This is a genomic window from Neobacillus endophyticus, assembly GCF_013248975.1.
GTDB classification, from domain to species: domain Bacteria; phylum Bacillota; class Bacilli; order Bacillales; family Cytobacillaceae; genus Neobacillus; species Neobacillus endophyticus.
The window spans coordinates 1859325-1872225 of record NZ_JABRWH010000001.1; the positions used below are offsets into that span (position 1 = coordinate 1859325).

At 40.3% G+C, this 12901-nt stretch carries 11 protein-coding genes; 9 read left to right on the plus strand and 2 right to left on the minus strand.

Annotated elements, in window-relative coordinates; translation table 11 throughout:
* Positions 1-56: 56 nt before the first annotated feature.
* Positions 57-1880: a potassium transporter KimA gene (gene kimA, locus HPT25_RS09045; RefSeq protein WP_173062837.1), complete on the plus strand. Its 1824-nt coding sequence runs from the start codon at positions 57-59 to the stop codon at positions 1878-1880.
* 313 nt (positions 1881-2193) lie between these two features.
* On the opposite strand, the gene uptA is transcribed toward kimA, so the two are convergent.
* Positions 2194-2787 carry an undecaprenyl phosphate transporter UptA gene (uptA, locus tag HPT25_RS09050; protein ID WP_173062841.1) on the minus strand — a complete coding sequence of 198 codons (594 nt, stop codon included), beginning with the start codon at positions 2785-2787 and terminating at the stop codon, positions 2194-2196.
* Positions 2788-3660: 873 nt separating this feature from the next.
* Between uptA and HPT25_RS09055 the strand changes: the two genes are divergently transcribed.
* The 5 genes from HPT25_RS09055 to HPT25_RS28315 all read left to right on the plus strand — a co-directional run bounded on the left by HPT25_RS09055 (position 3661) and on the right by HPT25_RS28315 (position 9139).
* A complete protein-coding gene (locus HPT25_RS09055) occupies positions 3661-4437 on the plus strand; it encodes a hypothetical protein (protein ID WP_173062843.1) in 777 nt (258 codons plus the stop codon).
* A 185-nt stretch (positions 4438-4622) separates the two neighbouring features.
* The gene (locus HPT25_RS09060; RefSeq protein ID WP_173062846.1) at positions 4623-5702 is read left to right on the plus strand and encodes a D-alanine--D-alanine ligase; all 1080 of its coding nucleotides are present in this window, start codon (positions 4623-4625) and stop codon (positions 5700-5702) included.
* 80 nt (positions 5703-5782) lie between these two features.
* Complete coding sequence (locus tag HPT25_RS09065) at positions 5783-7168, plus strand: UDP-N-acetylmuramoyl-tripeptide--D-alanyl-D-alanine ligase (protein WP_173062849.1); 1386 nt, start codon at positions 5783-5785, stop codon at positions 7166-7168.
* Between the two features lie 270 nt (positions 7169-7438).
* Positions 7439-8914 (plus strand): degradosome RNA helicase CshA, encoded by a 1476-nt coding sequence (cshA, locus tag HPT25_RS09070; protein WP_173062852.1) that lies wholly within the window; start codon positions 7439-7441, stop codon positions 8912-8914.
* Between the two features lie 57 nt (positions 8915-8971).
* On the plus strand, positions 8972-9139 hold the full coding sequence (locus HPT25_RS28315) for a hypothetical protein (RefSeq protein ID WP_217269670.1): 168 nt from the start codon (positions 8972-8974) through the stop codon (positions 9137-9139).
* A 37-nt stretch (positions 9140-9176) separates the two neighbouring features.
* On the opposite strand, the gene HPT25_RS09075 is transcribed toward HPT25_RS28315, so the two are convergent.
* Positions 9177-9905, minus strand: coding sequence for a rhomboid family intramembrane serine protease (locus HPT25_RS09075; RefSeq protein WP_173062855.1), 729 nt, complete (start codon positions 9903-9905; stop codon positions 9177-9179).
* A 91-nt stretch (positions 9906-9996) separates the two neighbouring features.
* Between HPT25_RS09075 and acpS the strand changes: the two genes are divergently transcribed.
* The 3 genes from acpS (at position 9997) to alr (ending at position 12811) form a co-directional block, all read left to right on the plus strand.
* Entirely contained in the window at positions 9997-10347 is a 351-nt protein-coding gene (acpS, locus tag HPT25_RS09080) for a holo-ACP synthase (RefSeq protein ID WP_173062858.1), read from the plus strand.
* A 147-nt stretch (positions 10348-10494) separates the two neighbouring features.
* Positions 10495-11505, plus strand: coding sequence for an outer membrane lipoprotein-sorting protein (locus tag HPT25_RS09085; protein ID WP_173062861.1), 1011 nt, complete (start codon positions 10495-10497; stop codon positions 11503-11505).
* Between the two features lie 145 nt (positions 11506-11650).
* Positions 11651-12811: an alanine racemase gene (gene alr / locus HPT25_RS09090; RefSeq protein WP_173062864.1), complete on the plus strand. Its 1161-nt coding sequence runs from the start codon at positions 11651-11653 to the stop codon at positions 12809-12811.
* Positions 12812-12901 lie beyond the last annotated feature (90 nt).

The following is a 12901-nucleotide window of genomic DNA, read 5'->3' on the forward strand; positions in this document are numbered from 1 at the left end:
TTTTCATAATCCTATGATAAAATCAATCGGTAATTTACTTCAGGTGGGTGAAGAATTTGCTTTCTTCAATTAAAAGATTTTTAATTGGCCGTCCGCTAAAATCCACGGATTTGGGCGAACATAAACTGAATATTTTAAAAGCCTTAGCTATTCTATCTTCGGATGCTTTGTCTTCTGTCGCTTATGGGACGGAACAAATATTGATTGTGTTGGCAACTATTAGTGTTGTCGCTTTTTGGTATTCCATCCCAATCGCAGTCGGGGTGTTATTTCTGTTAGCTGCCCTTATTTTATCGTATCGGCAAATTATTTTTTCCTATCCCCATGGCGGGGGTGCCTATGTTGTTTCAAAAGAAAACTTGGGCGAGAAGCCAGGTTTGATCGCTGGAGGTTCTTTATTAGTTGATTATATCTTGACAGTGGCCGTTAGTGTTTCAGCAGGAACAGATGCCGTTACCTCTGCTTTCCCGGCACTGCACCAGCATACGGTTCTGATCGCCTGCATTTTGGTAGCTATCATTACCATTTTGAACCTGCGCGGATTAACGGAATCTGCTACAATTTTATCTTATCCAGTTTATTTGTTTGTTTTAGCTATCATTATTTTGATTATTGTAGGTGTTTTTAAAATCGCAACCGGTCAAATTCCTGCAAGTTCTCATGCTCCAATTGGTGCCCCTGTACAAGGGATTACCTTGTTTTTGTTGTTGCGGGCTTTTGCTTCCGGTTGTTCCGCACTAACGGGAGTTGAGGCTATTTCCAATGCCATTCCGAATTTTAAGGATCCAGCCCCTAATAATGCAGCCAAGACTCTTGTACTAATGGGTTCTCTTTTGGCTATATTATTCTCAGGGATTACGTTTTTAGCTTTTTATTATGGAATCGCGCCGAATGCAAATGAAACTGTTGTTTCGCAAATTGCCAGAGAGACCTTTGGCCGGAGTTATTTTTACTTTTTTTTCCAAGGAACAACCGCTCTTATTTTGGTGTTAGCTGCAAATACCGGCTTTTCTGCCTTTCCGTTACTAGCTTTTAATTTGGCAAAAGATAAATATATGCCCCGGATGTTTACGATCAGGGGAGACCGCCTCGGATATTCAAATGGGATTGTTTCTTTAGGGGTCGCTTCCATTTTACTCATTATTGCTTTCCACGGAGAGACAGGGCATTTAATCCCGCTTTATGCAGTGGGGGTATTTATTCCTTTCACTTTGTCACAAACCGGAATGATTGTGAAATGGCTCCGTGAAAAACCTAGCGGCTGGCTGGCGAAGCTTACCGCTAACCTTATAGGTGCCCTTATTACTTTGACTGTATTATTGATTTTCTTTGTAACTAAATTTAGTCAGGTCTGGTTTGTGTTTATCTTTTTACCTCTTATCGTTATCCTGTTTATCAGGGTCAATAAGCATTATGAAGCAGTTGGGGAACAACTAAGAATATATGCGGAAGAACCAGCTGTTCCGGTTGAAGGGAACGTGATTATTGTTCCAGTTGCCGGAATTACAAAAGTTGTGGAACATACCATCAACTATGCTAAATCGATTACCGATCAAATCTTTGCTGTGTATGTATCTTTCGACCGTGAAGATGAGAAAAAGTTTGCGGAGAAATGGGAAAAATGGCAGCCTGATGTCAGGCTTGTCACCCTGCAATCGCGATACCGCAGTATATTGCAGCCTTTATCGAAATTTATTGATACGGTTGAACACAAAGCGGAAGAAAACAATTATCAAGTGACGGTATTGATTCCGCAATTTATACCCAAGAAGAACTGGCACAACATTTTGCATAATCAATCGAGCCTTTTAATCCGTACGTATCTTTTATATAAAAAGAACGTGATTGTTGCTACATTGCCATACCAATTTAAAAAGTAAAATGTGGATTCTATTTTCATAAAGTTTTCTAGGATTCTATGAATTTCTTAACCAGTCAGGTTCGGGAGAAAAACGGTATATAAGGATAAAAAGTCTGGGAGTTTCTCCTAGGCTTTTTATTTTAAGGGTCCTTTACCGAGTGATGAAGGACAAAGGGGTCCGGAGAATTGTTGAAACAGTCCTTTATTAGGGGTAAAGGACAAAAGAGTTAGAAGCAAAGGTGGAACAGTGCATCATCAAGCCGATGAAAAATAAACTCGGTAATGGTAGTAAAAACATCCATTATCTAAAAAACAAAAACCACTGAAATGGTCTATTCAGTGGTTTTCCTTGTTTTTTTTACTAAAAAGTATATTACAGTAATTAAAATTGCTGCGATTAGGATTGGCATTGTATAAGCATGGGCATATTCTTTAATGGAGCTCCAGTTCTTTCCTAAGACATGTCCTAAATAAAGGAAAAGAATCGTCCACGGTATCATAGCCGCAATAGTATAGAGGGTAAACCTGGACAAAGACATTTTGGCAATCCCGGCGGGGATGGAAATTGCATGCCGTACAACCGGAATAAACCGGGCGGAAAAGATGACTCCAGCTCCATATTTTTGAAACCATTGTTCGGAAATGTCGATATGTTTCTTTTTGATCAGGATGTACTTCCCGTATTTTTCCAAAAACGGCCTTCCGCCATAATAGCCTGCCCAATATAAAAATAATTGGGCAATCGTTCCGCCGATCACACCGGCAATCACGGCACCTGGATAATGGAGATGCCCCTGGGCGATCATATAACCGCCATAGGCTAATACAAATTCACTGGGGATAATTTCAATCATCAGACCTAAGGCAACTCCGAAGTAGCCTAATTGTGCTAAAAATTGTAATACAGAAAAAATAAACTCCTTCATGCTTCACCTTCACTTATGAAAAATAGTAAACATCGAGGTACTTACCTAGTAGCTTCCAATATTACATTCTATACTAGTCCAACTAACTTATTAAGAAATATATGGCAGAAACCGGACGGACATTCCTGATGGAGGAAAAACATCCATGACGCGACGGAAATGAAAATAAGCCCAAAATAGCAAGCGCTGGTTCAAGGTCGAGCTTGGGCATACCCAACAAAGCGGCACGGCAATAAATGCTGCTGACTTTAAATACAGATGGAAATCCGTTTTAACTTTTTTTCCTGTTGTGAGACGATGTCGAGACTTTGATCAACTCGGAAGGAAGAATTCGTCCCCCATTTCGGTAATGGGCACAGATGAAGCAAGCGAAATAAATCCCGGCTATATTTAGGATCCAAGACATTTTTAGATCTCGGAAGCTGTTAAGTATCACCGCACCTACGTAACTTAAAAGTTCCTAATGCACTGGGCGATTTAAATAGACACACAACTAATCAGAACAAAGCAAAAAAGTATGTACTTTCAAATCGGTCTGTTTGGAATATGTATCTTTTTATTGTTTGCATCCATATTTTAACTTTTATGTAAGCAAAGAAATAGTTGTCTCACAATACATTCAGGAAAAATTTTCAAATTTAATAGTTGCAACGAAGCTAAACAAAGATTATTATTTGTAAAAGAATTGAAATAAGCTATTTTACCTATAATTTGATAAAATGAGGAAGAATTAAGTGTCTACCATCAGCGCCTGGGTTTCCGAGTCACAACAAAATCGTAAAAAAGATATGAAGACTTTCAGCCCGAACCGAAGTATTGTTCCCTATCGTGGCGCTTGGCTTTTCTAACAAAGTTGATCGGAGGAGTTTGGTTTTGAAAAAGCATCATCAAGACATACGGGATCTTATTTATGTTCATTTAAATCAGTCAGACCAGTATGTCATATCCTACGGAATTGAATTCGATGAATTTGTTGCTGCTTTTTCTGGTTCATTAAATCACCTGCTGCTGCTAAAGCACCGTTTTGATGATGCTGAGTTTAATGTGCATACATTGCTTGAATATTGTCCGGAAGATAAAATTCACAAAATGGCTGCAGAGGATGTATATGGATACGGGGATTTTTGCTGGATTGATTTTATCGAAGAAGAAGTATTAAATGAATTAACAGGGCAGGAAATGGCGGAATTATTATACCTTGGGCACCATAAACACCATTTGAAATTGCCTTTTTATAATAAGCTGGGAAATCGGTTTGTTTATTTGGCACATGATGACGGCTGGTTTAACAAAATTTATTATCGCAGCTTTAAGGACTTTTTTCACTTGCTTAGTGAAGCTATCTCCAATAAGCTTGGAGAATTGAAACCGGAGAAATCGATCCTGGGCATAAGGAAAAAGCGTACCATTTCCAAAGTAAATAAAGAGATCCTTCTGTCATTAACCCCCTTCATCAAAGAGGGAATATGTATCTCTTTGAAAGCTGCCGACCATCAAAGGGCGAAAATTGAAATTCCGGTTTGGGTTGTGGGTGACTTTGCCAATATGGATGATATGTCTGAGGAGTACCGTCATATTGCCAAGCAGCCGTGCCACGCCAAAATTATTTTTGATAAAAAGACAAGGGAATGGAAATTGAATATCATCTAGCTTTCTCCCGATTTGGGAGATTTTATTTTGCGGTCAATTTGGATCGCTTGGTATTTTTGCATATGGTATTGAAGCAAGCCTTGTACTTCATAAAATAATGAGTAGAAATTTATTTGTGTCAATTCCTTTATTCTTTAATAAAGTGTTAAAATAAAACATGAATGAGTAAATGGAGGGTACCACCTATGAAAACAAAATTAGGCTTACTATATGGAGGAAAGTCTGCTGAGCATAAAGTATCATTACAGACTGCACTTGCTGTTATTAAAGCATTGGATCTAGAAAAATTTGAAATACATCCGATTTACATAAATGAAGAGGGCCGCTGGATAAAAGGGCCGGAGCTTTTAGAACCGGTTGAAACGGTTCAAGCACTTGAATTTAATCAAGCAGGCCAATTATCTCCATTATCTTTGGCGCCTGCTCTTTTCCATGCGGAAAACCAGGAAAAAGCCCCTCTAGAGGTTATTTTTCCGCTGCTTCACGGACCGAACGGTGAAGATGGAACAGTACAAGGATTATTGGAGTTATTGAATATGCCGTATGTTGGAAACGGCGTATTAGCATCAGCTGCAGGCATGGATAAAGTGATTATGAAAAACATCTTTGCCCAGGCGGGTCTTGCCCAAGTAAATTATGTTGCATTTATTAAAAGTGAATGGGAAATTGCGAAGGAACAAACATATATCAAAGTGGAAGATGAGCTTGGCTATCCTTGCTTTGTGAAACCTGCAAACTTAGGCTCAAGTGTCGGTATCAGTAAATGCCGAAATCGTGCTGAGTTGGAAACAGCTTTTGCGGAAGCGTTCCAATTTGACCGAAAAATCATCATAGAAGAAGGTGTCGTTGCCCGCGAAATTGAGGTGGGTGTCCTTGGTAATGATGCTCCGGAATGTTCTGTAGCAGGGGAAATTGTTCCGAAAAAGGATTTTTATGATTATAAGGCGAAATATGAAGATGGAGAAACGGCACTTATTATTCCTGCTGAAATTACCGATCATGAGTATGAAGAGATAAAAGACATGGCCATCCGTGCATTTAAGGCATTAGATTGTTCCGGGCTGGTTCGTGCGGATTTCTTTTTAACAAAAGAGGGCAAAGTATTGATTAACGAGGTCAATACGATGCCAGGTTTCACACCTTTTAGCATGTTCCCGCTGTTGTGGAAGCATACAGGTGTAGAATATCCACAATTAATCGAGCGTCTTGTGGAGCTCGCCCGCGAAAGACATACCGAAAAACAAAATATTAAGTATACATTCTAACATTCTTTAAAAAAACTCGACAGACACGGCTCATCCCGTGTCCGTTTTCAATTTTTGAAAAAAATAAGGAGGTATTAGAGATGATTAAACGTTCCCTGAGGCAGATTGCCGAAATGGCAGATGCTCTGAATGATATCACCCCATTTGCCGAGCGGTTGATTACTGGGGTTTCGATCGACTCGCGAAAAATAGAAAAGGGAAATTTATTTGTCCCTTTTAAAGGTGAACATGCGGACGGACATCAATATGTAGCAAGTGCTATTGAAAAAGGCGCAGCGGCTGCGTTCTGGCAAAAGGACGTACCTAATCCGCCGCTTCATTTACCAATTATTTTGGTCGAGGACTGCCTAGTAGCCCTCCAGGAATTAGCGCGGAAATATCGGAAACAATTGCAGGTACGTGTAGTCGGTATTACCGGAAGTAACGGAAAAACTACTACGAAGGATATGACTGCAAGCTTATTGTCCTTAAAATACAAAGTTCAAAAAACGGGTGGGAACTTTAACAATCACATTGGCCTGCCATTAACAGTTCTAAGTTTGGAAGAAGATACGGAAATTGCTGTTCTTGAAATGGGTATGAGCGGCAGAGGTGAAATTGCTTTTTTAACAAATTTGGCTTGCCCTGATGCAGTTGTTATTACAAATATTGGGGAATCCCATCTGCTTGATCTTGGTTCAAGAGAAGGTATTGCCGAAGCGAAGCTTGAAATTTTGCAGGGCCTTAAGGATGGAGGACTTGCCGTTTTACATGGTGATGAACCGCTGTTAATGGAGCGTATTCATCGCCACAAAGGCAATGTGCAAGTGCAAACATTTGGCCGCAGGGAATCAAATGATCTATACCCAATTGACATAACCCAGTTGGATAAGGGTACACGTTTTACCATTAACGCATCCAGCGAGGTATTTGAACTGCCTATTTTAGGTACTCACAATATTTTGAACGCTTTGGCTGCCATGTTGATCGCCCGCTATTTTGAAATTCCTTTTGAAACCATCAATGAAGGCTTGCACACGATTAAACTAACGAATATGCGGATGGAATTAGTGGAAGGCCGCCACGGAGAAAAGATCATAAATGATGCTTACAATGCCAGCCCTACTTCCATGATGGCGGCCATTGAACTAGTATCAAACCTGAAAGGTTATGAACGGAAAATCCTCGTTCTTGGTGATATGCTTGAACTTGGTCCTGAGGAGGAACAGTACCATTTAAAAGTGGGAGAAGCTATGGACCAAGAGAAAATTGATTATCTTTTTACATATGGAAAATTAGGTAACCACATTGCTGAGGGTGCTAGGAAATTTTTAGGTGAACATCAGGTATTTGCTTTTTTAGACAAAACAGAGCTTCTTCAAAAATTGATGCATTATGTGAATGACAAAACCCTTGTGCTGGTAAAAGCTTCCCGCGGAATGAAATTAGAGGAGATTGTAAAAGCCCTGCAGGCAGATACTCCGTAGTGGGACAAGTGAAATTTCATATTTTTGTGGAGAAATAAGGGTCTCGGTTTCCGGAGCCTTACCTTTTTTAAAGGGTAACCGGGAATTTGCATTAAACTAATATTAATGGTATGATTGTATTCAACGTGTCTAAGAAATGACGAAATCAGGCATACTCCTTTGGAGAATGTCTTTTTTTTGGTAAAATAAATATGTTACCATTGCGTACGGGAGTATAGATTTAGCACTAGAGATAAAAAATATTGTTAAATAGATGAAGGAGAATGAACATTGACGAAGTTTGAAGATTTAGGCCTAAGCCAGGCTACACTGAAGGCTGTACTAAAAATGGGATTCGAGGAAGCTACCCCTATCCAGGCAGAGACGATTCCTCTAAGCTTAGAGAATAAAGACGTGATCGGCCAGGCTCAAACAGGAACAGGAAAAACAGCTGCTTTTGGAATTCCGTTAGTGGAAAAAGTCCAAACACATGTAGAAGCCATTCAAGGAATTATTATCGCGCCAACAAGGGAACTGGCGATCCAAGTTTCAGAGGAGCTTTATAAAATTGGCGCTGGAAAAAGGGCCCGTGTGCTTCCGATTTACGGGGGGCAGGACATTGGCCGCCAAATTCGTTCTTTAAAGAAATCACCGCATATTATTGTCGGGACTCCAGGACGTCTTTTGGATCATATTAACAGAAGGACTATTCGTCTTGATAATGTTAATACGGTTATTTTGGATGAAGCGGACGAAATGCTAAATATGGGATTTATTGAGGATATTGAAACCATCCTCAAAGAAATTCCGGAAGAGCGCCAAACCCTTCTGTTTTCAGCAACGATGCCTGCACCGATCCAACGGATTGCGGAAAAGTTCATGAAAGATCCGCAAATCGTTCGGGTAAAAACAAAAGAAATGACGGTTCCATCGATTGAACAGTATTACCTGGAAGTACAGGAAAAGAATAAGTTTGATGTCTTAACAAGACTGCTTGATATTCAATCACCGGAATTAGCGATTGTTTTTGGACGTACAAAGCGCCGTGTGGACGAATTGTCAGAAGCTTTAAATTTAAGAGGTTATACAGCTGAAGGTATTCATGGTGATTTAAGTCAGGCCAAACGTCTTTCCGTCCTTCGCAAATTTAAAGAGGGAACAATTGATGTCTTGGTAGCAACAGATGTTGCAGCGAGAGGTCTGGATATCTCCGGCGTAACTCACGTATACAATTTCGACATTCCACAAGATCCTGAAAGCTATGTTCACCGTATCGGCCGTACAGGGCGCGCTGGAAAAACCGGTGTTGCTATGACGTTTATAACACCTAGAGAAAAGCCGTATTTATTTGTTGTTGAAAAAACAACGAAACGGAAAATGGAAAGAATGAAGCCGCCTACCCTTGATGAAGCTCTTGAAGGGCAGCAGCGTGCAGTCCTTGATAAGATTGAGCAAACGATTGATGCTAATAATTTGCAATTTTATAAAGCAGCTGCCGACGAACTTTTGGAAACATATGATGCATCCACTGTTGTTGCTGCGGTTCTAAAGATGTTAACAAAAGAACCAGATACTACTCCTGTTAAGTTGACAGAAGAACAGCCGCTGCCATCGAAAAAAGAAAGAAAACCATTTGACCGTGACCGCCGCAGAAAAGATGATTCCCGTGGATATAACTCTGATCGCCGTAAAAAGGCGCCAGTTAAGCCTAGAAGCGGTGAAAAAAGAACAGGCGGCAAATCAAAACCTAGAAGTTTTAATCATTAATAAATGCCCAGAGCATGGATGACTTCCATGCTCTTTTTTAGCTGTAAGGAAAGCTTCATGAGCAGTCGGAAAGCTGTGTTTTTCGGTGAACTTCGCCTCTGTCTTCGCCCTGCTGGGAATGCTAGGGTCTTTGTGAAATCAGGGTCCGGCATCGGGGGCGGGAGCTTGATGGATATGGAACAGGAGGATATTCAGCGGTCTTTGCCTGGTACTACAAGCATATGAAGAAAAACAACGATTGATGGTTTCGAGTCTGCCCCTGTCACTTTTGCGCCATTAGTCCGATAATGGCCATTATGATAACGATTGCCCATATAAACGTCTTTAATGGAGATTGGAAGGACAATCTCCTTTTTTTACTTCCTGCCCAATAGGAAACACCTTTGATTGAATCGGAAAAATCCTTTTTATTAAAATACGGAACAGCTCCAATCACGAATCCACCCAATAATCCAAACAAATGGGCAGTAATATTAATATTAGGCTGCAGGAAGGTCATAATTAAGCTGATGACCAAAAGGGTCACAATAATTTGCGAGTTCTGGCGCGATAGCATGGATTTGCGGAACATAATGATGCTGATGTAATATCCAAATAAGCCAAAAATCGCTCCGCTGGATCCAACATGAGTATAAGTCAGCGGTTCGAGCCAAAAGGTTGCTAGATTGGCAATGAAACCTGAAAAGAGGTAAACAAAAATAAAACGTCTGCTTCCAATCATACGCTCAAGTGCTGGGCCGAAGATGACAAGTGAAAAACTATTAAATAGCATATGGGAGAAACTACTGTGCATAAACGTAGGTGTAATCAGGCGCCAATATTCCCCCTCCGTTATATATAAGTTTACGCCAGAGAAGGTTTCAACAAACCATATGTTAGGGAATATTGGTAAAATGGTACATAAGTATAGAATAATATGGATGGAAATAATGGTAGAAACTACTGGATAAAGGCGAATGTAATCGCGAAGGCTTTCTGTTCTTGTAAACATATCCAAACTCCTCTCCCTATTCATCTTAACCGGATTTTGGGTCTTGTACACTATTATGCTGGCGATAATTTAAATAGAAGGAAGATAATACATGATTAAAGGAATTGGCATTGATATCATTGAACTCTCTCGAATAGAGGAACTCTTAAACCGGCAGGGTAAATTTGCAGACCGAGTGTTAACTGCAAATGAAAAAAGACTGTTTAATACCTTATCAGGAAGGCGGAGGGTTGAGTTTTTGGCTGGAAGGTTTGCGGCCAAAGAAGCCTTTTCGAAAGCAGCTGGAACTGGAATTGGAAAGGACTTATCCTTTTTAGATATCGAAATCCAAACGGATCCTCTTGGAAAGCCCTATTTTGCCAAGCCTGAAGGTAAGGTTTACCTGTCCATCTCCCATAGCAGGGACTATGCGGTTGCCCAGGTGGTAATGGAGGGAGAATAGGAAAATAAATTTAATCAAAAGCCTGTCTGCATATTCCCTGAAGTTGTCTCATATATTCATAGGGAAATAGGAGAGACAAGGCCAGCCTGGTTCCTGCCTTTCTCTTCTCAAATCTTATATGAAATGAGACAAGAAGGGGTTGAAGGAATGAGGAAAAAGTTATTGCTGCTTATGATTGGGCTGATCGTCATTTTACTTGCAGCCTGCGGCACAAAGTCCCAAGGTGATGTTGTGAAAGATTTAAACAACAAACTGGATGACTTATCCAGTTACAAGGTTGATGCAAAAATGACATTGAAAATGGGCTCTGAGTCGCAGGTTTATAATGTGGAAATTTGGCATAAAGATCCCACCTTTTATCGGGTGAATTTGAGGAATGCCGAAAAAGACCAAAGTCAAATGATATTAAGGAACGATCAGGGAGTATTTGTGTTGACTCCAGCACTGAAGAAAAGCTTCCGTTTCCAAAGTGATTGGCCGCAAAATAGCAGCCAGGCGTATCTGTATGAATCGCTGATTAAGGATATTATTATGGATAAAGATGCTAAGTTTTCTGTTACGAAGGACTATTATGTTTTTGAAACGAAAACCCGTTATCAAAATAACAGCATGCTTCCCTTCCAGGAAATTAAACTGAATAAACGGGATTTGTCACCTGCTGTAGTCAAAGTCATGGATCCTGATCGTAACGCTCTTGTGACAGTTGAATTTTCAAAAGTCAATTTTAAAGCCAGCTTTAACAAAGATGATTTCGATATGCAAAAGAACATGACTCGTGCAGAGCTTGGTATGCCGGCAATGGCCAAGGGAAGCGACCAAAGCTTTACGGTTAAGTATCCAACGTATGAACTGAAAGGGACAAAGCTGATTGGCGAGAAAGAAATGAAAATAGAAGATGGCACAAGGGCTGTACTCACATATGACGGTAAGAAATCGTTTACTCTTGTTCAAGAAAAGGTCTCTGCAAAAGTGGCATCCATGGTCCCAACTGAAGTTACTGGGGATCTGGTAGACATTGGTGCTACCGTAGGTGCTGTAACAGATCACTCCATCACATGGTCTCAGGGCGGAGTAGATTACATGATTGCGTCAAAAAATCTGTCTAAGGATGAAATGATTCAAATAGCCCAATCAGTCCAAGGTGATGCGGTGAAATAATTTTTTCGAGGCAGGCTCAATGACGGGCCTGTTTTTTTATTTTGGTAAAAACATGGAAATTAATCAAAATTTACGCGACTTTCTAATCAATGTGGTAAAATGAAATAATGTTTTTAATTTACCCTTATTTTAGGAAGTGTAAAGCATGAATAATCAGGGATTTTTCTATCGTGATACATGGGCAGAAGTCGATCTGGATTGTATTACGGAGAATCTCAACGTATTTAAGGAGCATCTACCTCAAGGGGTCGACATATTTGCTGTTGTCAAAGCAAACGCGTATGGCCACGGTGATCTCCATGTAGCAAAGACTGCACTAAATGCAGGGGCTACTTATCTGGCAGTTGCTTTTATGGATGAAGCAATTGCTTTAAGGAATAAAGGGATTAGTGCACCAATTCTCGTTCTTGGAGCATCCCGCCCAGAGGATGCAAAAGTTGCAGTCCAATTTAATCTAACCCTAACGATTTTTCAAAAGGAATGGCTTGAGGAAGCTAGAAAACATCTTAGTACCGGTGAAAAGTTGTCGCTGCATATCAAAGTGGATACTGGTATGGGCAGACTTGGTGTGCGCACCTGTGAGGAATTATCAGAGGTAGAGCAATTGATCATTGAAGATGATCGCTTTTATTTTGAAGGCATTTTTACACATTATGCAACAGCAGATGAATTGAATAACCAATATTTTAAAGAGCAGTATACTCGTTTTGAAGAGATGATCCATCATCTTAAAACCCGGCCAAAGTATATTCACACTAGCAATAGTGCTGCGGCCATTCGTTTTCCAAAAGCTTACTTTAATGCAGTAAGGATCGGCATTTCGATGTATGGCCTGACACCATCTATCGAAATGAAAAATGAGATTCCATTTCCACTTAGAGAGGCATTTTCAATGCAAGTGAAGTTAGTCAATGTGAAAAGGCACAAAAGCGGCGATAAAGTAAGCTACGGAGCTACTTACGGAAGCGTAGAGGATGAATGGATTGGCACGCTTCCGATTGGTTATGCAGATGGCTGGCTCCGCAAGCTCCAAGGTCAGGAAGTGCTGGTTGATGGCCAGCGGGTGCCGATTGTTGGCAGGATCTGTATGGACCAATGCATGATTCGGCTTCCATATTATGTTCCGATCGGGACTCAAGTAACATTGATTGGACGTCAAGGCGACGAGTTTATTTCCATCAATGAAATAGCAGCCAAATTGGACACGATTAATTACGAAGTGCCATGTGTTATAACAAAACGAGTTCCTCGTGTTTACAAACAAGGCGGAAAAGTAACGGATATAAAAAACGATCTCCTTTCATAAGAAAAAGGAGTAAATCATTAAATTTCAACATATTTATGATATTGTGCCTAAATAGTGCATAAAAGGTACTTTTATTGGCTTATAATACAG

Excerpts from the sequence above, each read along its gene's own strand:
- acpS (WP_173062858.1), top strand. The coding sequence starts at position 9,997 with ATGATTAAAGGAATTGGCATTGATATCATTGAACTCTCTCGAATAGAG.
- HPT25_RS09085 (WP_173062861.1), top strand. The coding sequence starts at position 10,495 with ATGAGGAAAAAGTTATTGCTGCTTATGATTGGGCTGATCGTCATTTTA.
- HPT25_RS09065 (WP_173062849.1), top strand. The coding sequence starts at position 5,783 with ATGATTAAACGTTCCCTGAGGCAGATTGCCGAAATGGCAGATGCTCTG.
- HPT25_RS09075 (WP_173062855.1), bottom strand. The coding sequence starts at position 9,905 with ATGTTTACAAGAACAGAAAGCCTTCGCGATTACATTCGCCTTTATCCA.
- HPT25_RS09060 (WP_173062846.1), top strand. The coding sequence starts at position 4,623 with ATGAAAACAAAATTAGGCTTACTATATGGAGGAAAGTCTGCTGAGCAT.
- alr (WP_173062864.1), top strand. The coding sequence starts at position 11,651 with ATGAATAATCAGGGATTTTTCTATCGTGATACATGGGCAGAAGTCGAT.
- uptA (WP_173062841.1), bottom strand. The coding sequence starts at position 2,787 with ATGAAGGAGTTTATTTTTTCTGTATTACAATTTTTAGCACAATTAGGC.
- HPT25_RS28315 (WP_217269670.1), top strand. The coding sequence starts at position 8,972 with ATGAGCAGTCGGAAAGCTGTGTTTTTCGGTGAACTTCGCCTCTGTCTT.